General features: G+C 77.1%; 15 protein-coding genes and 1 tRNA gene. 6 read left to right on the top strand and 10 right to left on the bottom strand.

Annotated elements, in window-relative coordinates:
• Positions 1–20: 20 nt before the first annotated feature.
• The 4 genes from IE170_RS12210 to IE170_RS12195 form a co-directional block, all read right to left on the bottom strand.
• The gene (locus IE170_RS12210) at positions 21–365 is read right to left on the bottom strand and encodes an avidin-fold protein (protein ID WP_189809355.1); all 345 of its coding nucleotides are present in this window, start codon (positions 363–365) and stop codon (positions 21–23) included.
• 106 nt (positions 366–471) lie between these two features.
• Positions 472–1428: an ABC transporter ATP-binding protein gene (locus IE170_RS12205; protein ID WP_189809354.1), complete on the bottom strand. Its 957-nt coding sequence runs from the start codon at positions 1426–1428 to the stop codon at positions 472–474.
• Positions 1425–4280, bottom strand: coding sequence for a hypothetical protein (locus tag IE170_RS12200; protein ID WP_189809353.1), 2856 nt, complete (start codon positions 4278–4280; stop codon positions 1425–1427). The genes IE170_RS12205 and IE170_RS12200 overlap by 4 nt, the downstream gene beginning before the upstream one ends.
• Entirely contained in the window at positions 4277–7555 is a 3279-nt protein-coding gene (locus IE170_RS12195; protein WP_189809352.1) for an FtsX-like permease family protein, read from the bottom strand. Before IE170_RS12195 ends, IE170_RS12200 begins: the two co-directional genes overlap by 4 nt.
• A 272-nt stretch (positions 7556–7827) precedes the next feature.
• On the opposite strand from IE170_RS12195, the gene IE170_RS12190 reads away from it, so the two are divergent.
• Both IE170_RS12190 and IE170_RS12185 read left to right on the top strand, forming a co-directional pair.
• Positions 7828–8544 (top strand): ABC transporter ATP-binding protein, encoded by a 717-nt coding sequence (locus IE170_RS12190; protein WP_223856409.1) that lies wholly within the window; start codon positions 7828–7830, stop codon positions 8542–8544.
• A 256-nt stretch (positions 8545–8800) separates the two neighbouring features.
• Positions 8801–9556, top strand: coding sequence for an alpha/beta fold hydrolase (locus IE170_RS12185; RefSeq protein WP_189809350.1), 756 nt, complete (start codon positions 8801–8803; stop codon positions 9554–9556).
• 64 nt (positions 9557–9620) lie between these two features.
• Here the strand turns inward: IE170_RS12185 and IE170_RS12180 are convergent.
• Positions 9621–9693 (bottom strand) — tRNA-His (locus IE170_RS12180).
• A 129-nt stretch (positions 9694–9822) separates the two neighbouring features.
• Positions 9823–10575 carry a CTP synthase C-terminal region-related (seleno)protein gene (locus IE170_RS12175; protein ID WP_189809349.1) on the bottom strand — a complete coding sequence of 251 codons (753 nt, stop codon included), beginning with the start codon at positions 10573–10575 and terminating at the stop codon, positions 9823–9825.
• A gap of 77 nt (positions 10576–10652) precedes the next feature.
• Between IE170_RS12175 and IE170_RS12170 the strand changes: the two genes are divergently transcribed.
• On the top strand, positions 10653–11510 hold the full coding sequence (locus IE170_RS12170; RefSeq protein ID WP_189809473.1) for a LysR family transcriptional regulator: 858 nt from the start codon (positions 10653–10655) through the stop codon (positions 11508–11510).
• Between the two features lie 25 nt (positions 11511–11535).
• Here IE170_RS12170 and treZ read toward each other — a convergent pair whose 3' ends face one another.
• Positions 11536–13281, bottom strand: coding sequence for a malto-oligosyltrehalose trehalohydrolase (gene treZ, locus IE170_RS12165; RefSeq protein ID WP_189809348.1), 1746 nt, complete (start codon positions 13279–13281; stop codon positions 11536–11538).
• A gap of 120 nt (positions 13282–13401) precedes the next feature.
• Here treZ and IE170_RS12160 point away from each other — a divergent pair, with 120 nt between their 5' ends.
• Both IE170_RS12160 and IE170_RS12155 read left to right on the top strand, forming a co-directional pair.
• Positions 13402–13962 (top strand): DUF1707 and FHA domain-containing protein, encoded by a 561-nt coding sequence (locus IE170_RS12160; protein ID WP_189809347.1) that lies wholly within the window; start codon positions 13402–13404, stop codon positions 13960–13962.
• Between the two features lie 55 nt (positions 13963–14017).
• Entirely contained in the window at positions 14018–14509 is a 492-nt protein-coding gene (locus IE170_RS12155; RefSeq protein WP_229884693.1) for a GNAT family N-acetyltransferase, read from the top strand.
• Positions 14510–14572: 63 nt separating this feature from the next.
• Here IE170_RS12155 and IE170_RS12150 read toward each other — a convergent pair whose 3' ends face one another.
• Together IE170_RS12150 and treY are read right to left on the bottom strand one after the other, a co-directional pair.
• A complete protein-coding gene (locus IE170_RS12150; protein ID WP_223856413.1) occupies positions 14573–15868 on the bottom strand; it encodes a M14 family zinc carboxypeptidase in 1296 nt (431 codons plus the stop codon).
• Between the two features lie 502 nt (positions 15869–16370).
• Positions 16371–18695 carry a malto-oligosyltrehalose synthase gene (treY, locus tag IE170_RS12145; RefSeq protein WP_189809345.1) on the bottom strand — a complete coding sequence of 775 codons (2325 nt, stop codon included), beginning with the start codon at positions 18693–18695 and terminating at the stop codon, positions 16371–16373.
• Positions 18696–18776: 81 nt separating this feature from the next.
• Between treY and IE170_RS12140 the strand changes: the two genes are divergently transcribed.
• The gene (locus IE170_RS12140) at positions 18777–20066 is read left to right on the top strand and encodes an MFS transporter (RefSeq protein WP_189809344.1); all 1290 of its coding nucleotides are present in this window, start codon (positions 18777–18779) and stop codon (positions 20064–20066) included.
• On the opposite strand, the gene glgX is transcribed toward IE170_RS12140, so the two are convergent.
• The gene (gene glgX, locus IE170_RS12135) at positions 20051–22165 is read right to left on the bottom strand and encodes a glycogen debranching protein GlgX (protein ID WP_189809471.1); all 2115 of its coding nucleotides are present in this window, start codon (positions 22163–22165) and stop codon (positions 20051–20053) included. The genes IE170_RS12140 and glgX overlap by 16 nt on opposite strands.
• Between the last annotated feature and the right edge of the window lie 295 nt (positions 22166–22460).

Genomic DNA, 22460 nt, shown 5'->3' with positions numbered 1-22460 from the left:
GGACCGCCTGAGTACGGCGGCTACGCCCGCGGCACTTCCTCCACCGTGCTCGTGCCGGTGCCGGGCCCGGACTCCCACTCCCAGGACTCCTCCAACCGGAGCCGCCCGTCGGCCAGTTCCGCCACGGTGGACGTGCAGTGCCCGGAAGCGGTCGTCCCGTCGGGCCGGAGCTGCACGTACCGGAAGTCGAGCACGTCGCCGGTGCGCGTACCGACGAGGAACCCGCGGACGACGTCCCCGCCGGCGTACTCGGCCCAGATCCGCCCCGCCTCCTCGCGGTACGCGAACCGGGTCTCCCGCCCGACCTGCCCGGGCGCCTGGTCGGCGACCGGCGCGAAGACGACACCGTCGAGCGGACGCGCCACGAGACACTCCTCCGGAGAACGACGGGCGGCCCTCGCCGTCCCGCACCTGCGCGAGACGCTACCCGACGCGCCGCACCCGCCCGATCACAGTCCGGGCCGCCGCCCCTCAGGCGGCGTCGTCGGGGTGCACCTCGATGTGGCCGGCGGCCATCTCGACGGCGACGCGGTGCTCCATGCCCAGCGCCTCCAGGAACTTCCGCGGCAGCTGCACGCGGCCGGTGCGGTCCAGCACCACGTACTCGCGTTCGCTCACCGACTCGGCGCCGTGCTCGTCGGTCACGGTGCGCCGCAGCACCTCGCTGCTGGTACGGCCGTCGCGGATCGCGACCGTACGGCGGACCTCGCCCGCGACGAGCGGGTCGTGCGTGACGACGACGACGGTGGCGCCGAGCTCGCGGTTCACGGTGCGCAGCGCCTCGAAGACCGCGGCCCCGGTCTCCGAGTCGAGCTCACCTGTCGGCTCGTCGGCCAGGAGCACAGCCGGGTCGTTTGCCATGGCCACCGCGATGGCCACCCGCTGCTGCTGGCCGCCGGACAGCTCGGCGGGCCGCCGGCCCGCGAGGTCGCCGATGCCGAGGGCGTCGAGGAGCTCCCCGACCCGGGCGGCGGCCTGCCGCCGGGCCGCGCCCCGCGTGCGGCCGGCCAGCTGCAGCGGCAGGGCGACGTTCTGGGCGGCCGTCAGGAACGGCAGCAGGTTGCGGGCCGTCTGCTGCCACACGAAGCCCACGGCCTCGCGCCGGTAGCGCAGCCGGTCCTTCGCGGACATCTCCAGCAGGTCGTACCCGTCGACGGTGGCCGTGCCGGCGGTCGGGACGTCCAGCCCCGCCAGGATGTTCAGCAGGGTCGACTTGCCGCTGCCCGAGGCGCCGACCAGGGCCACCAGGTCCCCGCGGGCCACGGTCAGTTCCAGGCCCTGGAGTGCCTGCACCTCGATCCCGTCGGTGCTGAAGATGCGCACCAGCCGGTCGCAGGCGATGGCCGTCCCCGCCTCCGGCCCGCGGGGCCCGGAGGCCGCGAGGGCCTGCTGTCGCAGCTCTTGGTACGTCGGCTGGTCGGTGGTCAACGCTGGTCTCCCGCTCTCAACTCGGTGGTGATCTGGCGCCGCCCGGACACCGCGGTCTCGACGAGCACCGCCAGGGCCACCAGCGCGGCCAGGCCCAGCGCCTGCGCCAGGACCGGCAGGACCGCAGGCCGCAGCCCCGGAGGCACGGGCGCGCCGACCATGGTCGTCAGGTCCGCGTACGGGCCCAGCAGCGCCACGGCGGCCAGCCCGACGGCAGCCCCGCCCAGGGTGGCGCCGACCGCCTGCGGCATCGCCTCGACGAGGATCAGGCGCAGACCCTGCCGGGGCCGCAGGCCCATCGTGCGGAGCCGGGCCAGTACGGCGGCCCGCTCGGGGGCGGCCCGTACGAGGGTCAGCAGCACCGCCAGCAGGGCGAATCCGAGGGCCCCGGCGAGGGAGCCCCAGAACAGCCGGCCCGCCGACCGCTGGAGCGGGTTCTCGCCGAGCCCGGCGGCCACGGCGGTGCTGGTCTCCACCCGGAACCGCGGGGCCTGCCCGGCCGGCGCCGTGGTCCGGACGAGCTCCCGCAGCCGGTCCTCGTCGACCGCGCCGACGGCGAACCACCGGTCGGGGCCGGGGCGGCGCGGCAGTGCGGCGGCGGTCGCGGGACCGGCGGGGAGGACGATGACGGCCCCGCCGCCGTTCGGCTTGGCCGGGGTGCCGTCGACCACGGCGGCGTTGCGGATCCCCAGCTCCCCGCCGGAGTCCAGGTGCAGCCGGAACGGCTCTCCGCCGGGCCGGACCAGCCGGGCCAGCCCGCTGCTGAACAGCGCCGGAACCGGGGCGTCGGCGGCACCGGGGGCCAGCAGCGCGGGGTCGAACCCGCCGCGGCCGGTACTGCGGGCCAGTTCGGCGTACCGGACGGGGTCGGCGATGACCACGGCGACCTGGGTGGAGCCCTGCACCGTCCCGAACAGGAAGGCGTTGTCGTCGGTCCACACCTCGACCGCGGTCCGTACGCCGGGCAGTGCGGCGGCGGCCCGGGACATCTCCTCCGGCAGGGTGTGGCCGGGGGACGCGGCGATCTGCACGTCGCCGCCGACCGCGAGCCGGGCCGCTCGGATCCTGGCGGAGTCCACCGCGTCCAGCACCGTGGCGCCGAAGCCGCCGGTGGTGACCGCGAGCAGCAGCGCGATCAGCGGCAGCGCGGACGGCCGCGCCCGGCCCCCGGTGCCGCGCGCGGCGCGGGCCAGGCCGAGGAAGCCGACGAGGCCGCGGCCCCGCCCGGCCGCCCCGGCCAGCAGTGCGACGACGGTCGGCTGGAGGCGGGCCAGTACCAGCCCGCCGGAGAGGGCGAGCAGCAGCGGAGCGGCGATCAGCAGGACGTCGGGGCCCTGCCCGGCGGGCGCGATCCCGCGCCGGCGGACCTCGTACACGGCCGCGGCGGTGGCGGCGAGCACCAGCAGCTCTGCGACCAGGCGCCGCCGCGGGGCGGGCGCGCGGGGCGGGGACAGCAGGACGGCGGCCCGGACGGGGAAGGCGAGCAGGACGAACAGGGTCGTCGCGGCGGCAGCCAGCAGGGAGCCCGCCCACCGCGGCGTCGGCAGCAGCACCAGGGCGAGCGCGGTCGCGGCCGCGGCGGCCGGGAGGACGGTGACGGCGCCCTCGCCGAGCAGCCGGCCGATGATGCCGGCGCGCGAGCCGCCGCGGGCCGTGAGCAGCCGCAGCTCGGCCTGCCTCCGGTCGGCGGCGAGCGCCGCGGCCGAGAGGAACACGACGACGGCCACTCCGGTGACGCCGGCCGGGCCGATCGCGGCGAGCGGTGCGGCCGCCTGCCAACGGGCTTCGGCCTGCGTGAGCAGCTGCGGCAGCTCGGAGGTGATCCGCAGGTTGGGCCGGCCGGCTGTGCGCTCCAGCTCGAAGGCGGTCGGCCCGACAGTGTAGGAGGCCAGCTCGTGCTTGACCGCGCCGACTTGGTCGGCCCGGAGGGCGGCGGTGTCCACGGGCAGCCGCCAGAAGTCCTCGGAGCTCTTGCCCCAGGTGCCGAGCCGGCCGATGGCGTCCGGTCCGACGAGCGCCGCGGTCTGCCAGTAGAGCGCCGGCAGTTTGCCCGTGGTGTAGTTGGCGCAGGCCCGGGTGAGGCAGGGCAGGTCGGCCCAGTAGGGGTCCTCCTCGTCGTCGACCGCGTACAGGCCGACCACCTCGGCCCGGTACGGGCGGCCGAACAGGTCCGGCGGGGTCTCCAGGACCATCCCGAGCCGGGCGTTCAGGGTCTCGGCCGCCTTCTGGGACAGCGCCACCGGCAGCGGGCCGTCGGCGGTTCCGCCGGCGGGCCAGCGGCCCGAGACGAGCCGGGCGTGCCGGTCGGGCTGCCGCAGGTACAGGAGGTTCAGCTCGGGCGGCACGCCCTCGGGGCGGGCCAGTCCGGGGTTGCCGAGCGCACGCGAACCGAGCGCCCGGGTGCCGTGGACCGGCCCGGTCGGGGCGATCCGGGACACCGGTCCGGTCCGCGCGAGGAGTTTCGCCAGGACCTCGTCCAGGCCCTCGGGGGTCTGCGGCCCGACCCGCGCGTCGGAGGTGGCGATCAGGCTCGTCGGGGCGGGCCGTCCGTGAAGGAAGGAGCGCAGCGCCTGGTCGGCGCCGCGGTCCAGGGCCCTCGGCAGGGCGGCCGCGAGGAGGACGGCGGTGAAGGCGAGGGCGGCCGCGAGCAGGGTGCCCAGCGGGGCGGCCCGCAGCCGGGTCCGCACCCAGGCCGCGGGCCGCACCCGCCGCCCGGCGGCCCCGCCGTTCCGCGCGGCCCCGCCCGACGGCGTGCCGTGGGGCGGCCGCGGTCCGGCGCCCGGCTTCGGGGCGGCGCCCGGCTGCGGCTCGTCGGCCGGCTCGGGCCGGCGGTCCGTCGCGTCCCTGGTCACAGCTCCTCCACGTGGCGCAGCCGGGCGGCCGGGTCGGCGCGCCCGCCGCGGCTTGCGAGTACGGCCGACAGCAGCGGTGCCGCGGCGACGGCGGCCACCAGCAGCAGGGTGGCGCCGGTCGGCAGGTCGACGAGCACCTCGGGCACGGGGCGCCGTCCGGCGGGCGTCAGCACCAGCAGCGGGACGACCAAGTGGACGATCACGGCGCCCAGCCCCGCCCCGACGGCGCTGCCCAGCCCCACCAGCAGGCAGCCCTCGGCGGCCGCGGTCCCGGCCAGCTTCCGCCGGGACGCCCCGAGGGCCTGCAGGACCCCGAACTCCCGGGCCCGCTCCCGGCCCGCGGCGGCGCCGGCCGCGGCGAAACCGATCGCCGCGAGCACCGCCCCGACCGCCGCCAGGGCGGCCGGCACGGCCTGCGGGCCGGCACTCAGCGGGTCCCGCAGCAGCCGGTCCGCGACCTCCTCCCGCAGCACCGCCTGCTGCGCCCCGGATCCGGCGCGCAGGACGGCGGCCGCCTGCGCCGGCGCGGCGTCGACGGCGGACGCCGCCGGCAGCCACCACTCGGCGGGGGCGGGCAGCTCCCGCGCCCCGGCCGCCGCGAGCAGGCGCCCCAGGGAGTGCAGGTCGACGACGAGGGCCGGATCGCCCGCCACGGGCAGGGCGTGCACGGCGGCGCCGATCCGTACGGGCACGGTGACCGGCCCGACGGTGACGGTGACGAGGTCCCCGACGGCCGCTCCCGTCTCCGCGAGGTAGCCGCGGGTGGCGACTGCGGGCACCTCGGTCACGGGCTGCGCCGCCCCGGGCGGGGTGAGCACCAGCTGTACGCCGCCCGGCACGTCGATGCCGCCCCGGTAGCGCAGCCGCACCCAGGCGGAGCCGTCCCCGCCCGCGGGCAGGAGCTCCCCGGCGGGCTGCCGGTCGGATGCCGGGGGCTGCGGGGTGGTGAGCGTCCAGACGGCCCCCGGCGCGGGTGCCGGCACGGGGGCGGCCGGGCCGTCGGCACTGTCGGAGACGGCGAGCCGCAGTACGGCCGCCTCGCCCCCTACGGCGGCGTCGCCCGTGAAGTCGCCCGCGGGGCGGTACGACACGACGATCCCGGCGAGGCTCAGCGGCGCGGCGGCGGATCCGAGCGGGGCCCCGGTCGGCATGCCGAGGTCCACCGGCACGGTGGCACGGCCGCCGGGCGGCAGCGGGACCATCGGCGTCCGGTGGGTCAGCCCGAACCGGTCGCGGAGCAGCAGCCCGAGCCCCGGGTCGCCGCTGTCGCCGGAGGGGCTCAGCGCGACGTCCAGGTCGATGCGGCGCGGCGTCCCGGGCAGCGGGACCCCGTCCGCCGCGGGGGCGCCGGCGGCGGGCGCGGGGAACAGGTCGCGCATCGGACGGCCGTCGCGCAGATCGGCGCGCAGCGGGACGCGTTCGGCGGCCGCGGCGGTGTCGAACGCCAGGAACTGCGCGGTCCGCCCCGAGGGCAGCTGCTGGGCGCTGCGGATCACCGGCATCACCCGCTCGCCGCCGGGCAGGGCCGCGTACCGGCCGCCCTGGCCCATGGAGGGGAGGTCGCTGCCGTGGATCCGCAGCCCGCCCGCGGTGGCGAAGTCCGCCTGGTCGCGCTGCGACGCGGACCAGGCGGTGTGCTGGCCCACGGCCAGGACTCCGCCGGCCACGGCGAGGACGAGGAGCAGCACGGGGCCGGCGGCCCGGCCGGGCCTGCGGGCCAGCTGCCAGCCGACGAGCGCCGGCCCGAGTCCGCGGCCCCGGGCGGCCATCCGCCCGCCGAGGCGCGCCGCGAACGGCAGCAGCCGCAGCACGAGCAGGGTTCCGGCGCACAGGGCCAGCGTCGGCGCCGCGACCAGCAGCAGGTCGACGCCGAGCCCGGCGTCCGCGCCCGGGGCGCCGGCTGCCGGGGTGGCGCCGCCGTGCGCGGCGACCTGCCGGTAGGCGAGGACGGCGAGGGCGAGCAGTGCCAGGTCGGCCCCGGAGCGGGCGGCCCCGGCGACGACCGCCTGTCGGCGGCCGGCCCGGCGCAGCGCGGCGGCCGCGGTCCCGCGGAGCACGGCCGGCAGGGTGATCAGCAGCAGGCAGCCCGCCGCGCAGGCGGCCGCGGCGGCCCACGGCAGCAGCGGGCCGCGCTCCGGGTCGAACGGCACCCGGGCCAGCGGGCCGGCCCCGGCGAACAGCCGCAGCAGCGGCGGGGTGAGCAGCGGCGCCAGCAGCGCGGCCGGCAGGGTGATCAGCAGCGCCTCGGCCAGGCCCAGGGCGGCGAGCTTCCTCCGGGACGCCCCGCGGGCCAGCAGCAGGCCCCGCTCGCCCTCCTGCCGGTCCGTCAGCAGGCGGGAGACGAGCAGCAGGGCGGCCGCGGCGAGGACGGCGAGCTGGAGCGCGCCGACGAGTACGGCCGAGCGGGCCACGGCCTGCCGCGACTCCAGCTCGTCCAGGAACTGCCGGATTTCGGTGGTGGCGGTCAGTCCGGTGGCGTCCTTGAGGCGGGCGGCGGCGTCCTGGGCCCGGGCGGCGAGGTCGCGGGTCTCGGCGGGGCGGACGTCCCCGAAGCCGGGGGTGAGCAGCCAGGCGCGGGAGTCCTGGGCGAGTCCGCCCGCGGTGAAGGCGCTGTCGTCGACGAGCAGCGGGCCGTACGAGGTGAAGCCGGCGACCTGGACCCCGCGCCCTCCCAGCGGGTCGAGTCTCCAGTAGGCCGCGTGCCGGTCGGCCGCCCGGTAGACGCCGGTGACCCGCACGGTGAGCGGCGGGCCGCCGTACCGGTCGTCGAGCCGCACGTCGCCCGGCAGCGACTGCCCGGTCATCCCGAGCCGGGCCAGCGCCTGCTGCGGGACGGCGACCGGCACCGGCCCGCCGGGCGCCGCTACGGCGCCGGGCCACTGGCCGGCGACCAGGACGGCCTGCTCGCGGTCGAGGGAGGCCAGCAGGGTCAGGGCCGCCTCGGCGCCGGGGTTGTGGGCGGGCGGCAGCCCGTACGAGCGGCTGCGCGCCGCGACCACGGCGTCGACCGGGAACCGGCCGAACAGCTCGTCGGCGAAGGCGCGTACGGCGGCGTCGTCCTTCCCGCGTGCGGACGCCGGATGCCCGCCGGTGACGAGGACGGTGGTCCGGACCCGGTCCGGGCCGGTGAGCGCCTGGCGCAGCCCGGCCTCGCCCACGCCGCGGGTGAACGCGGTCAGCGCGGTCAGCACCGTGGTGGCGATCAGTACGGTCAGCAGTACGGCGGCGGCGAGCGGCAGTCTCCCGCGCAGCCGGCGCACGACGAAGCCGAGCATGCGCGGTATTCCTCCCCTTTCCGGGCGATTGGCTCCGGATAGCGGACGATGCTGTCAGAAACGATCGCGCCACGGAAGGGGCTTGCGCGACCCCGGTGGCGAATGAACATATTCGGAGGCCGAGCGATCCGCATGTCGTGTCCGCGGGCCCGCCGGTCGACCGACTCCCGGGAGGAGCAAGCGTCATGACAGATCATCAGGCAACACCGGCTGCGGCCGCGGTGCCCGCCGCGCGGGGTGCGGCCGCGGGAGGCGCCGCGCCCGCGGCGCCCATGGTCGTCGTGGACGGCGTCCACCGCACCTTCGGCAGCGGGGAGCGCGCCGTGCACGCGCTGCGCGGGGCGTCCTTCGAGGTCGCGCGGGGGAGCCTGACCGCCCTCAAGGGCCGCTCGGGCTCCGGCAAGACCACCCTGCTGAACCTGGTCGGCGGCCTGGACGCCCCGAGCGGCGGCACCGTCACCGTCGACGGCACCGACCTGGCCGGACTCGACGAGGCGGGCCTGCTCGCCCTGCGCCGCGACCGGATCGGCTTCGTGTTCCAGTCCTTCGGCCTGATCCCCGTCCTGACCGCGGCCGAGAACGTCGGCGTCCCGATGCGGATGCGCGGCGTCCCGGCGAAGGAGCGCGAGGAGCGGGCCCGGACCCTGCTCGCCCTCGTCGGCCTGGCCGAGCACGCCGAACAGCGGCCGGGCGAGCTCTCCGGCGGCCAGCAGCAGCGCGTCGCCGTCGCCCGCGCACTCGCCAACGAGCCCGCGCTGATCATCGCGGACGAGCCGACCGGCCAGCTCGACTCCGAGACCGGCCGCTCGATCATGCAGCTGCTGCGCGCGGTGGCCCGCAGCGAGGGCGTCACCGTCCTCGTCGCCACCCACGACCCGGTCCTCCTCGAACTCGCCGACGAAGTCGTCGAGTTGCGCGACGGCCGCATCGCCGGACCGCACCCGGACGGCGACCGGGCCGCCCGGGGCGTCCGGCCGCCGGACGCCTGACCCGCTTCCCGACCCCGGCCCGCCGCCGGCCCCGCGGTCGGACGAGCCTGCCCTCGCGGCCGGCCGGGAGGCGGCGCAGGCGCGGCCCACGATGCCCTCGCGGACCAGAACGCGCTGCCCCTCCGGACCGCGCCGATGTCCCGGCGGCCGTCTGAGGCCCGAGCCGCTCTCCACCCCCGCCCGCGGTGTGGGGGCGGGCCGGATGGGCAGTACCTACGGCGTCGGTTCCGCCCGACTCGTCACCGAGGGAGAACGCATGGCCATCGCCCACCGCCGGATCGGTACCGGCCCCGTCCGCGCGATCGTGCTGCACGACTGGTTCGGCACCTCCGCCAACTGGGGTTCGGTCCTCGACCACTTCGATCCGGAGGGCTTCTCGTACGCCTTCCCCGACTACCGCGGCTACGGCGACCGCCGGGACGTCGACGGCCGCTTCGACCTCGACGAGATCGCCGCGGACGTGCTCGCGCTCGCCGACGAGCTCGGCTGGGACACGTTCTCGCTGGTGGGCCACTCCATGGGCGGCAAGGCCATGCAGCAGGTGCTCGTGCGCGCGCCCGGCCGGGTGGAGAAGCTGATCGGCGTGAACCCGGTGCCGCCGGGCCCGTACGCGATGGACGACACGACCCTCGCGCTGTTCCAGGGCGCCGCCCGCAGCCCGGAGAACCGCCGCGCCATCCTCGACCTCGTCACCGGCAACCGGGTGAGCGGGCACTGGCTGGACCGGATGGTCGCGCACTCCCTGGCCGTGTCCCGGCCGGAGGCGTTCGCCGCCTACCTGGAGAGCTGGCGGTCGGCGGACCTGTCGGCCGCGGTGAAGGGGAACGGCGTCCCGGTGCTGGTGCTCGTGGGGGAGTACGACCTCGCGCTCACGCCCGCCGTGATGCGGGACACGTGGCAGGCCGCGTACCCCGACTGCCGGGTCGTGCCCCTGTCGGGCGCCGGCCATTACCCGCCGCACGAGACGCCGGTGGCGTTCGTCACAGAGGTCGAGGACTTCCTGCGCGGCTGAACCGGGGGCAGGAAACGGAAAAGCCCGTGGGGCGCGACAGAAATCGCGCCCCACGGGTCTGAAGGGTGAGTGACGGGACTCGAACCCGCGGCCACCTGGACCACAACCAGGTGCTCTACCAACTGAGCTACACCCACCACGACGGGCGGCGGGCCGCCCGTTCGATGTGCACGCACAGCATAGCCGATCAGCGGGGCGGTACCGCGACACGCCGCCCGCGGCCGCGCTGCCGCGGGCAGCCGCGGGCCGCCGCCCGGGTGCTCCCGTCAGCCGGTGGCCGCGGCGTGCGCCACGGCAGCCGCCGCGAGGGCCTTCACCACCGGGTGCGGGCGGCTCCCGTCGCCGTACAGCTCCGGCTGGAAGAGGGTGGCCAGGAAGAACGGGTGCCCCGGCAGCTCCGCCATCCGAAGCTGCCCGTCCCCGTCGTGCCCGGACAGCCGCAGCCCGTGCGCGGCGAGCGCCGGCAGGTGGCGGGGGTCCGGGCCGAAGTTGCAGTGGTAGCGCTCCAGGCTCTGCTCCGCTCCCAGCGCCGCCTCGGCCAGCGAGCCGGGCTCCGCCCGCACCAGGCCCTCGTGTCCGACGAGCGAGCAGGCGAGCGGCGCGATGAGCAGGTCCTCGGCGGCGGGGTCGTTCTCCGCGTGCCCGACCGCAAGCCCGCACACCGAGCGGGCGAACTCCAGCAGGGTGTGCTGGAAGCCGCCGCACGTCCCGAGGAAGGGGATGCCCTCCTCGCGGGCGGTCCGGATCGCGGCGAGCGCGCCGGCCTCGCTGGCGTACGGGCTGCCGGGCAGTACCCAGACCGCGTCGAAGCGGGCGAGCGAGCCGGAGGCGGCCTCGGCCGCGGCCCCGGCGGTCGGGATCCAGTACGCGTCGAGGACGAGCCCGTCGCGGGAGGCGAGGACGTCGAGGAGGCGCGGGATCCGCACGTGGGACTCGACGTGCGGGGAGCGGTCGCCGACGAGCGCGATGCGCGCGGGACGTGTGTGGCGGGGGGTGCGGGCGGGTGTGTCGGTGGTCATGCGGATCATCCTGCGGGCCGCCCCGCGTTCAGCGCCAACGATTGTTCCTGCATGATCGATAAGCGATTCTGATGGCCATGGATCCGCACCTGCTCCGCACCTTCGCCGCAGTGGCCCGGCTGGCGTCCTTCTCCGCCGCCGCCCGCGAGCTCGGCTACACCCAGTCGGCCGTCTCCCAGCACATCGCCGCCCTGGAGGCCGACCTGGGCACCGGCCTGCTGACCCGCCGCCCCGTCGCCCCCACCCCCGCCGGGCACCGCCTCCTCGAACACGCCGCGCCGCTGCTGCTCCGGATCGACGCCGCCCGCGCCGACGTCCGCCGGCTGGCTGCGGCCCCGCCCGGCCGCCTGACCCTCGCCGCGTCCCCGCTCGCCGTCGGCCCGGCGCTGCTCGCCGCACTGCCCTCCACCGGCGTCGAACTGCGGGTCGTCCCGCCCTCCGCGGTGCCCGCAGCCGTCGCCACCGGCGGCTGCGACCTCGGAATCACCGACGGCACGGCCGCCCCCAGCGACCCGCTCCGGCTGCCCGACGTGGCACCGCTGGCCGTCACCGGCGTCGCGGAGGAACCCCTCGCCGTCCTGCTCCCGGCCGGGCACCCCTTCGCCGGGCGGGCCGCGCTGCGGCTGGACGACCTGGCCGACGCCCGCTGGCTCGACGCCCCGCACGTCGGACTCGCCCCGCCCGCCGCCGCCCGCACCACCCCCGCCCTGCGGTACGACGGCACCGACCTGCACGCCCTGTGCGCCCTGGCCGCCGCCGGGCACGGGCTGGCCCTGCTGCCCCGCCGCGTCGCCGAAACCGCCGCGGCGGGCGCGGCCGGGGCCGCCGTACCGCTCGCCGGCACCCGGCTGGTCCACCGCACCGAGCTGCTCACCCCCCGTACGCCGACCCCTGCCGCGGCCGCCCTGGCCGCACGCCTCACGGCGCCCGCCTGAACCGGAGGCCGGGGAGCCGCCCGCGTCACGGCCCGAGGACGACCACCGACTCCGCGGGGACGTGGACGCGCCCCTCCGCGTCCGGATGCGGGACCTCCTCCCACGCGGCCAGGACCCGCACCCCGTTCCGGCCCAGCGCGACCGTCGCCGGCTCCGCGGCCGCGTTCACCACCACCCGGACGTCGCCCCGGCGGAACGTCAGCCAGCGCCGCTCCTCGTCGTACGCCACACGCACCGCCGCCAGATCGGGATCCCGCAGGTCCGGATGCGTGCGCCGCAGCGCCACCAGCGTCCGGTACCAGTCCAGCAGCCGCGCGTGCGGCTGCCGCTCCGGCTCCGCCCAGTCCAGGCAGGACCGCTCCCGGGTGGCCGGGTCCTGCGGGTCCGGGACCTCCTCGGGACGCCACCCGTGCGCGGCGAACTCCCGCCGCCTGCCCTCCCGCACGGCCCGGGCCAGGTCCGGGTCGGGATGGTCGGTGAAGTACTGCCACGGCGTGCCCGCACCCCACTCCTCGCCCATGAACAGCATCGGCACGAACGGCCCCGCCAGCACCAGCGCCGCCGCGCACGCCTGCAGCCCCGGCGACACCGACGCGGCGAGCCGGTCGCCCTGCGCCCGGTTGCCGACCTGGTCGTGCGTCTGCGCGTACCCGAGGAACCGGTGCGCGGGCGTCCGGCGGCGGTCCACCGGCCGGCCGTGCGTGCGCCCCCGGAAGGAGGACCACGTCCCGTCGTGGAAGAACGCCCGCGTCATCGTCTTCGCCAGCGCGGCGAACGGGGCCTGGGCGAAGTCGGCGTAGTAGCCCTGCGATTCGCCGGTCAGCGCACCGTGCAGCGCATGGTGGAAGTCGTCGTTCCACTGGGCGTGCAGGCCGAGCCCGCCGGCCGCGCGGGGCGTCGTCGTCCGCGGATCGCAGGCGTCCGACTCCGCGATCAGGAACAGCGGCCGCCCCGTCTCGGCGGCGAGCGCGTCCACCGCGGCGGACAGCTCCTCCAGGAACGTCAGCGCCCGCCCGTCGGCCAGCGCGTGCACGGCGTCCAGGCGCAGCCCGTCGATCCCGTAGTCCCGCAGCCAGGCCAGCGCACTGCCGAGGAAGTACGCGCGGACCTCGTCGGAGCCGGGGCCGTCCAGGTTCACCGCCGCTCCCCACGGGGTGTGGTGCGCGTCCGTGAAGTACGGCCCGAAGGCGGGCAGGTGGTTCCCGGTGGGCCCCAGGTGGTTGTGCACGACGTCCAGCACGACCCCGAGCCCGGCCCGGTGGGCGGCGTCCACGAACCGGGCCAGCCCCGCCGGGCCCCCGTACGGCTCGTGCACCGCCCACGGCGCCACCCCGTCGTACCCCCATCCGTGCCGTCCGGGGAACGGGCAGACGGGCATCAGCTCGACGTGCGTGACCCCGAGCCGGACCAGGTGCGGCAGGCGGGCGGCCGCCGCGTCGAAGGTGCCCTCGGGGGTGAACGTGCCGACGTGCAGCTCGTACAGGACCGCGTCCTGCAGGCGGGTGCCGGGCGGCGGCGCCTGCGGCGCCAGGGCGGCGGTGTCCACCACCGCGGACAGGCCGTCCGGGCCGTCCGGCAGGCGCCGGCCGCGCGGGTCGGGCCGCACCTCCGCAGCGCCGCCCAACCGGAACCCGTACCGGTCGCCGTCGCCGGCCGGGACCCGCACCACCCACCAGCCCGGCCGGCCTGGGTCGCGCTCCATGCCGTGCTCGGCCTGCCCGAGCCGCAGCGCGACCCGGTCCGTCAGCGGTGCCCACACCTCGAACTGCACGGGCGTTCCCCTCGTCGTCGGCGTACCGGAACGTGTGCTGTGCCATGTGCCGCACCCATCATCGCCGGGTGGCCGGCCCCGTTCTGGACACTCCGGCCCCGACGGGCCGACAATCACCCTGTGACGTCGAGTTTCGAGTTCCCCGCCTACCCCGCGCCGCGCCTGTCCGACGCGGAGCGCGACCGGGCCCTGGGCCAGCTCCGCGAAGGCGCGGCCGCGGGCAAGCTGTCCCACGACACGTTCCTGCGCCGCATGGAGCTCGCCCTCGTCGCCCGCCGCCCCGAGGAACTCGCCGTCCTGGTCGCCGACCTCGACGGCCGCGAGGGCGAAACCGTGTGGGCGCGGCGCCTGTTCGGCTGGGTCGGACGCATCTCCGCCGTGTCCGCGGGGGTCCGGCGCGCCTGGACCGTCGAACGGCTCCCCAAGCTGCTGCTGCCCCACCCGGGCGCCCAGCCGCTGCGCATCGGCCGCGACCCGGGCAACGGCCTGCGCCTCACCGACGAAACGGTCTCCCGCGTCCACGCCGAACTCGGCATGCGCGACGGCATGTGGATCCTCACCGACCTCGGCTCCTCGAACGGCACCACCGTCAACGGCCGCAGGGTGACGGGCTCGATCGTCGTCCGCGACGGCGACCAGATCGGATTCGGCCGCATGTCCTTCCGCCTCTCCTCCACCTGACGCAGCGGCCGGGGCGGATGGGGCGCGGCCGGGGCGGAGGACGGAGGATGACCCCGTGAACCCCGAATCCGCCGCCCCCGCCATCCGCCCGGCCAGGCCGGAGGACCTTCCCCGCCTGGCCGAGCTGATGCACGGGCACATCGCGTACGAGAAGTCGGCCCCCCGTCCGCCGGGCCTGGCCGAGCGGCTCGCCCCGCACCTGTTCGCCCCGGAGCCGCGGGCCTGGGTCCTGCTCGCCGAGGACCCCTCCGGCCGGGTCGCCGGATACGCGGCCTGCACCGCCGAGTTCTCCTTCTGGGACGCCCGGCACCACCTCCACATGGACTGCCTCTACCTCGCGGAGGAGTCCCGCGGCCACGGCCTGGGCGCTGCCCTGCTGGACGCGGTGACCGCCCTGGCCCGCGACCTGGACCTCCCGGAGGTCCAGTGGCAGACTCCGGACTGGAACGAGGGCGCCCGCCGCTTCTACACCCGCGAGGGAGCCCTCTCCGCCCCCAAACAGCGCTACACCCTCCCCGTCCCCCCGGACGGCACGACCGCTCGATGAGCCGGCCCGGCACGGCAGGCGCACCGGACGTCCCCGCGACACCGGCCTCCGGCTGCCCCCGCGTCAGTCGGTGCCGGGCCGGGGGGATTTCAGCAGGTGGGTGTACGTGGAGAGGACCGTCCGCGACTGGTGTTCCACCTGGGTCGGGATCGGGACCGGGCGGGCCTGGAAACGGGCCTCGAAATCCGTGCACCAGCCCGTCACCAGGCGGTCCAGTTCCGGGGCGGCGGGGTGGCCGCGGCCGCGCAGGACGCGCAGGAGCATCGAGGCGGCGCGCAGGGAGAGGCGGCGGCCGAACGCGTCGATGCTGTGGATGCGGGCCGCGGTGGCATCGGCCGGGGCCGCGGGGCCCGTCCACTCGGCCGTGATGCCGGGGATCAGGCCGAGCGTCCAGTCGACGGCGCGCAGCAGGGCCGCGGCGCCCGGGCCGTCGTCCTCCGCGGGCGGGCCGCCGGAGCGGTCGCGGACAGCGGCGACCAGGGCGGTGTCCCGGGCCAGGCGGTCGGCGAGCGCGCGGAGGGCGCCGCGCGGGTCGGGGTGCGGGGCCGGGTCGTCGACGAGGTCGGAGGCCCACATGGGGACTTCGACGACGGCGGTGGTGCCGGCGTGCCGGTGGGCCCGGTACCAGGTGCTGAGCCGGGTGTCCTCGGGGTGGAAGGACCGCGGGGCGTCCGGTCCGGCCGGCGGCAGGACGAAGATCCCGGGGCCGGGGGAGGGCCAGCCGGCGGCGTCCGAGGCGCCCGTCTCGACCGGGATCCGCAGCTCCGCGGCCGACTTGGCGAACGGCTCGGCCAGCCCCGGTATGTCGCGGGTGAGCTGTACCCAGGAGCCGCCGAGGTCGGTGGCGTGCAGGGAGACCTGGAGCACCGGCCGGAGCTCGTCGATGAGCCCGGTCAGGATCCGGGTCTCCGGCGGGAGGCGGTCCGCGGGCAGCAGGGACGGCGCCCACTCGGGCTGCTCCGGGCCCGGCGGGCGGTAGAAGCTGCGGTGGTAGTCGAGCAGCGACCGCGGTTGCGGGGTGCGGTGCAGCGCGGCGCCGTCCGGGTCGGCGCACAGCAGGAAGTGCCAGCCGCCGCCGGCCCGCGGTCCGCTGCCCGGGGCCGGGTGGCCGGCGGCCAGGTGCCGGGCGAGGGCGAGGGCGGTGGCGCCGCCGACGGGCTCGTTGGCGTGGGCCCCCGCGACGACGAGCACCTCGCCGCCGTCCGGGGCGGTACCGGGGCCACCGGGCCGGACGGAGAGCAGCCAGAGCGGCTCCCCGGCCCGGGAGGCGCCGACGCGGCGCAGCCGTGCCCGGCGGGGGTGTTCGTCCGCCAGCGCGCGGGCGGCCTGCGCGAGTTCGCGCGGTGTGGGGTAGCGCATGTCCTGGTGGTGGGTCACCTCCATGCAATGCCCGCCGCGCACGCCCGCTACTGCTCATCCGGGCCCGCATCTTCACGGAAATGCCCTGGCCAACGCCTCGCCCTTGGCCAAAGCTTCGCCGCCGCGAGGCGAGCGGCAGCCGCACGTCCGCCGCGCGACCACTGCACGGGCATCCTCCGGCCGCCGCCCGGGAGCCGTACGTCCGCCGCGTGCCCGCGGCTCGATCGTCGTGCGTCCGCGATGGCGATCTCCGTCGCCCGGTCCGCGGTGCTCCCGGCGGGCGCCGGTCCGGCCCCCGCCCCGTGCCGCCCCGGCGCGGCGCGGCACGGGGCGGGGCGGCCGGCGCGGGGCGGGCCGCCGTCGGGCTCCGCCGGGCGGGCCGAGGTGCGCCTCGCGCGTCCGCCGCTCATCCGCCGCCGCGCGCCCGCGCCGCCGCGCGCCCGCGCCGCCGCCGGCCTGCGCCGCTGCTGCCGCGGCCGCGCCTCCCCGCCCCCGCCGCCCCTCACCCCGTCCCCTCCGCGCGGACCAAGGCCGCCACCGGGCGGGCCGACAGCAAGTCCGCGAGGCGGGCCTCGCCCTCGTACGCCTGCGCCCCGTACGCGTCCGCTCCGTAGGCCTCCGCCCCGTACGCCTCCGCCCCCGCCGGCGGCAGCAGCGCAACCCACCTCCCCGGCGGAAGCGGCAGGACCGTCTCGCGCCAGCCGCCCGCGCGGGCCAGCCGGAGCGAGAGCCGGGTCGCCACCGCCACCAGACCGCCCGTACGGGTGAACGCCAGGCAGTGCGCGGCCGCCGGGCCGCGGCCGGCCAGGGGGGCGTACCCCGAGAACAGCGCGGGCCGGTCCCTCCGCAACCGCAGCAGCGCGGCCGTCAGGGCCAGCTTCTCCTCCGCCTGGCCGCGCGGCGCCGCCCCCGCGTCCAGCCGGGCAAGCGCCTCCCGCGGAAACACGGCCGGCCGGCGGTTGTCCGGGTCCACCAGCGCCCGGTACTCCGACTCCGAGCCCTGGTACACCTCCGGGACGCCCGGCATCGCCAGGTGCAGCAGCACCATCCCCAGCAGGTTCGCCCGGGCCGCCTCCGCGGCCTCCTTCGGCAGCTCCTGCGCGTCCGGCACGCAAGCGGCGACCAGCTCCTCGTACGCCTCGTCCGGCTCGGTCCAGCTGGTCCGCAGCGCCGCCTCCCGGACCGCCTTCAGCAGCGCCCCGGACAGCCGCTCCTCCCGCTCCGGCACCTCGCCGAGTCCGAGGGCGGTCTGCCGCGCCACCCACGCGAGCTGCGGGTCCGGGCCGCCAGGCCGGCCCATCAGGCCGGGGTCCTGCGACAGGGCGGAGATCCGCGCCCGCACGTCCGCGCTCCGCTTCGTGTCGTGCGTGGACAGCACCGTCCCGGTGAACGGCCAGTCGCGCTCCAGCGCGGCGCAGTACGCGTGGAACTCCCCCGGGGACACGGCCGGCCGCCCCGGGTCCGCCCCGACCTCGGCCGCCGACAGCAGTGGCGCGTACCGGTAGAAGGCCCGGTCCTCCAGCGACTTGGCGCGCAGTGCCGCCGACGTCTGGGAGAACCGCGCGGCGAAGCCCGCATCGGCCTCCATCAGCTCCCGTACGCCCTCCACCGCCGCGGCGCCGGCCTGCCGGGCCGCCTCCGCCGCGGCCCGCGGGTCGAGCCGCCCCTCGCCCGGGTAGGGCCGGTAGACGGGGTAGGCGACGAGCAGCTCCCGCACGGCCGGGGCGAGCTCCGGCCCCGCGGCCCGTTCCAGGGTGGCGAGCTCGGCGGCCAGGTCGCCCTCCAGCACCTCCCGGGTGCAGGCGCGGGCCGTCTCCCGCCAGCCCGGCAGGCCCGTCGACTCCCGGAACCGGCGGTCGAGTTCGGCGGCGCCGTCCGGGCAGGTGAACACGCCGTCGACCCGGTGGAGGGCGTCGTAGCCGGTGGTCCCGGCGACGGGCCAGCCGGCCGGCAGCCGCTCCCGCCGGCCGAGGATCTTCTCCACCACCACCCAGCAGTCGTCGCCGACGCCGGCGCGCAGCCGCCGCAGGTAGCCCTCCGGGTCGGCGAGCCCGTCCACGTGGTCGATCCGCAGCCCGGCCGCCACCCCGTCCCGCACCAGCTCCAGCACCTTGGCGTGGGAGGCGGCGAACACCTCGGGGTCCTCCACCCGGACGCCGATCAGCTGCGCGATGGTGAAGAAGCGCCGGTAGTTCAGCTCGGTGCGCGCCGTCCGCCAGTGGGCGGGCCGGTACCACTGCTCCGCGAGCAGCTCGGGCAGCGGCAGCCCGGCCGTCCCCGGCCGCAGCGGGAACTCCCACGTGCCGTGGCGCAACACCTCGCCGTCGACCGCGCAGTCGGCCGGGTCGAACGGCCGGTCGAGCAGCGGCAGCAGCACCTTGCCGCCGCCCGCCTCCCAGTCGATGTCGAACCAGCGGGCCGACGGCGACCGCGGGCCCTCCCGCAGCACCTCCCACAGCGGCCGGTTCAGCCGCAGCGGGTGCGGCACCGCCATGTGGTTCGGAACGATGTCCAGGACGAGGCCGAGCCCGTGCTCCCGGGCGGTGCCGGCCAGCGCCCGCAGCCCGGCCTCCCCGCCGAGCTCCTCCCGTACGCGGGTGTGGTCGGTGACGTCGTACCCGTGAAGGGAGCCGGGGACGGCCTCCAGGACGGGGGAGAGGTGCAGGTGGGAGGCGCCGAGCGAGGCGATGTGCGGCACGGCGGCCGCCGCCGCGGAGAACGGGGACTCCGGGGTCAGCTGGAGGCGGTACGTCGCGGACGGCACCGCGGGCACGGCCCCCGCCCGGGCACCGGATCGGACGGTTGACTGCTTCTCAGGCCGGCTCATGAGAACGTACGTACCCAGCTTCCCGGATTCCGTGCCATGACCCAATGCATCCGGGTGACTGCACCCCGTTAGCGTGGGCCGGTGTCCGGAACCCTCGATACCTATCGACGCGTCCTCGCCCTGACCGGGCCCCTGCTACCGCTGCTCTCCTTCCTCGCCCGCCTGCCCGTGGCCATGGTCCAGTTCGGCAGCGTCCTCCTCGTCGCCGCGACCAGCGGCTCCCTCGCTGCCGCCGGGACGGTCGGCGCCGCGCTCTCCGCCGGGCAGGTCCTCGGCGGGCCGCTGCTCGGGCGGACCGCCGACCGCCGCGGCCAGCGGCCCGTGGTCCTCGCCGCCGCGGCGGTCAACGCGGCCGCCACCGCCGGCCTGGTCGCCGGCGCCCTCGGGGGCCTGCCGGTGCCGGCGCTCGCCGCGGTCGGGGCCCTCGCCGGGGCGTCGGTGCCGCTGGTCGGGCCGCTCGCCCGGACCAGGTCCGTCGCGCTCGCGCACCGCGCCCGCGCCGACGAGGGCCTGCTGGGCGCCGTCCACTCCCTCGAAGGGACCCTCGACGAGGTGTCCTTCGTCCTCGGGCCCGCCCTCGTCGGAGTCGCCGCCCTCGCCGCGCACCCCGCGTTCGCCCTGGCCCTGGCGGCCGCCCTCGTCGCCGTCTTCGGCACCGCCTTCGCCCTCCACCCCACCGCGGCCGCCACCGCCCCGGCCGCCGCTGCCGCCACCGCCCCTGCCGGACGGCGCCCCCGCCGGCCCCGCCACCCCGGCGTCGTCCACGCCGTCCGCGGCTCCCTCTTCCTCCAGGGCGCCATGTTCGGCGCCTGCCAGGCCGGCATCGCCGCCCTCACCGCCCGCCTCGGCGCCCCCGGCCAGGCCGGCACCGTCTACGCCGCCATGGGCGTCGTCAGCGCCGTGGCGGGCCTGGCGGTCGGCGCGCTGCCCGCCCGCGTCGGGCTGCGGCTGCGCTGGCGGGCCGCCACCGGCGCGGCGCTCGTCCTGTCCGTGCCGCTGCTGTACACCGACGGCCTCCCGGCGCTGTACGCGGCGGTCACCGTCCTCGGCGCCGCCTACGCACCCCACCTGATCACCGCTTTCGCCCTCACGGAGCGGTCGGTCGCCGCGGACCGGCTCGCCGAGGCGACCGCCTGGGCCGCCAGCGCGCTCGTCGCCGGCCAGGCCTCGGCCCTCGCCCTGTCCGGGCGGCTCGCCGAGGCCCACGGCGCCGACGGCGCGTTCGCCGTCGCCGTGGCGGCGGCCGCCCTCGCGCTCGCCCTCGCGTGCGCCACCCGCGTCCCGGCGGCCCGCGGCCGGGTGCCCGCCCGGCCCGACCCGTCGCCCGCCGCGCCGCCGGGAGCCGCCCCGGTGCGCTACGCAGGCCGCTGAAGCACCGCCAGCGACCGCCCCACCAGCGCCACCCGGTCACCGGCCGCGTACTGCGGCCCGGTGCCGGGCGGCGGCACCTCCGGCCGCGCCGTGTCCACCACCAGCCGCCACTGCGCCCCGTGCCCGGCCGGGATCGTGAACTCCTGCCGCTCCGCGCCGGCGTTGAACATCAGCAGGAACGAGTCGTCGGTGATCCGCTCCCCTCGCGGGCCCGGCTCGGAGATGGCCTCCCCGTTGAGGAACACCGTCAGCGCACGCGTCTGCTGCGCCTGCCAGTCGCGGGCCCGCATCGGCTCCCCGTACGGGGTGAACCAGGCGATGTCGGACAGCTCGTCGTGGGTCCCCTCCACCGGGCGGCCGTGGAAGAACCGGCGCCGCCGGAACACCGGGTGGTCGCGCCGCAGCCACACCATCCGCCGCGTGAACTCCAGCAGCGAGGGCGGCGGCTTGCCCGGCTCGGGCCAGGACACCCAGGCCAGCTCGTTGTCCTGGCAGTAGGCGTTGTTGTTGCCGCCCTGGCTGCGCGCGAACTCGTCGCCGTGGCTCAGCATCGGCACCCCCTGCGACAGCATCAGGGTGGCCGTGAAGTTGCGCATCTGCCGCTCCCGCAGCTGGACGACGTCCGGGTCCTCCGTGGGCCCCTCGACGCCGCAGTTCCAGGACCGGTTGTGCGCCTCGCCGTCCCGGTTGCCCTCCCGATTGGCCTCGTTGTGCTTCTCGTTGTACGAGACGAGGTCGTGCAGGGTGAAACCGTCGTGGCAGGTGTGGAAGTTGATGGACGCCAGCGGCCTGCGGCCGTCGTCCTGGTACAGGTCGGAGGAGCCCGTCAGCCGGCTCGCGAACTCGGCCAGCGTGCGCGGCTGGCCGCGCCACAGGTCCCGTACGGTGTCCCGGTACTTGCCGTTCCACTCGGTCCACAGCGGCGGGAAGTTGCCCACCTGGTAGCCGCCCTCGCCCAGGTCCCAGGGCTCCGCGATCAGCTTCACCTGGCTGACCACCGGATCCTGCTGGACGAGGTCGAAGAACGACGACAGCCGGTCCACCTCGTGGAACTGCCGGGCGAGCGTCGCCGCCAGGTCGAAGCGGAAGCCGTCCACGTGCATCTCGGTGACCCAGTACCGCAGCGAGTCCATGATCAGTTGGAGGACGTGCGGCGAGCGCATCAGCAGCGAGTTCCCGGTGCCGGTGGTGTCGACGTAGTGCCGCGGGTCGTCCGCCAGGCGGTAGTACGAGGCGTTGTCCAGCCCGCGGAACGACAGCGTCGGCCCCAGGTGGTTCCCCTCCGCCGTGTGGTTGTAGACCACGTCGAGGATGACCTCGATGCCCGCCTCGTGCAGCGCCCGCACCGCCGACTTGAACTCCAGCACCTGCTGCCCCCGGTCGCCGGAGGCGTAGCCGTTGTGCGGGGCGAAGAAGCCGATGGTGTTGTAGCCCCAGTAGTTCGTCAGCCCGTCGTCGACCAGGCGGTGGTCGTGGACGTACTGGTGCACGGGCATGAGCTCCAGCGCCGTCACCCCCAGCCGGGTCAGGTGACCGATGACCGCCGGGTGGGCGAGCGCCCCGTACGTGCCGCGCAGCTCCTCCGGCAGCTCCGGGTGGCGCATCGTCAGCCCCTTGACGTGGGCCTCGTACAGCACCGTCCGGTGGTAGTCGTGCCGCGGCGGCCGGTCGTCGCCCCAGTCGAAGTAAGGGTTCACCACGACCGAGCTCATCGTGTACGGCGCGGAGTCGAGGTCGTTGCGCGAGTCGGGCCGGCCGAAGTGGTAGCCGTAGACCTCCTCGCCCCAGTCGACGCTCCCGGCGACGGCCCGCGCGTACGGGTCCAGCAGCAGCTTGGCGGGGTTGCAGCGCTGTCCGCGCTCGGGCTCGTACGGCCCGTGGACCCGGAAGCCGTAGCGCTGGCCCGGCATCACGCCGGGCAGGTAGGCGTGCCGGACGAACGCGTCGGTCTCGCGCAGCTCGACGGCGGTCTCCGATCCGTCGTCGTGGAGGAGGCACAGCTCGATGCGCCGTGCCGCCTCCGAGTACACCGCGAAATTGGTGCCCGCGCCGTCGTACACGGCTCCGAGCGGATACGCCTGTCCCGGCCAGACCTGCATGGACAACGACTCTTCCCCTCGGTGTCGGACGGAGGTGTGGGGCTGATCCGGCGTGGACCGCGTCACTGCCTGGATCTTCCCCGAAAGAGGTCCCTTCCGCGGGGACTTGCGACTGCTCCGACCGGGTGACCCCGCGGGACGATATGCGGGTCGGCGGACTGTCTGCGCATCCGATAATGGGTCAACCGATCACCGGTGTACGGTCCGTCGGGCGTCATCGGGCTGCACCGGGCGCCGCGCTCGGAGTAGTCTTCCGTGATCACTTAGACGGGCGTTCCAGACGCAGAAGGCGGTG

This window comes from Streptomyces toxytricini (genome assembly GCF_014649915.1).
In the GTDB taxonomy this organism is placed as follows: Bacteria; Actinomycetota; Actinomycetes; order Streptomycetales; family Streptomycetaceae; genus Streptomyces; species Streptomyces toxytricini.
The sequence above is the reverse complement of the archived record's forward strand: the minus strand, read 5'-3'. Positions and strand labels throughout refer to the sequence as shown.

Bases quoted from the DNA above. Each gene is read 5' to 3' on its own strand.
- IE170_RS12170 (WP_189809473.1), top strand. From the start codon at position 10,653: ATGGATCCGCACCTGCTCCGCACCTTCGCCGCAGTGGCCCGGCTGGCG.
- IE170_RS12195 (WP_189809352.1), bottom strand. From the start codon at position 7,555: ATGCTCGGCTTCGTCGTGCGCCGGCTGCGCGGGAGACTGCCGCTCGCC.
- IE170_RS12185 (WP_189809350.1), top strand. From the start codon at position 8,801: ATGGCCATCGCCCACCGCCGGATCGGTACCGGCCCCGTCCGCGCGATC.
- IE170_RS12175 (WP_189809349.1), bottom strand. From the start codon at position 10,575: ATGACCACCGACACACCCGCCCGCACCCCCCGCCACACACGTCCCGCG.
- treY (WP_189809345.1), bottom strand. From the start codon at position 18,695: ATGAGCCGGCCTGAGAAGCAGTCAACCGTCCGATCCGGTGCCCGGGCG.
- IE170_RS12190 (WP_223856409.1), top strand. From the start codon at position 7,828: ATGGTCGTCGTGGACGGCGTCCACCGCACCTTCGGCAGCGGGGAGCGC.
- IE170_RS12150 (WP_223856413.1), bottom strand. From the start codon at position 15,868: ATGCGCTACCCCACACCGCGCGAACTCGCGCAGGCCGCCCGCGCGCTG.
- glgX (WP_189809471.1), bottom strand. From the start codon at position 22,165: ATGCAGGTCTGGCCGGGACAGGCGTATCCGCTCGGAGCCGTGTACGAC.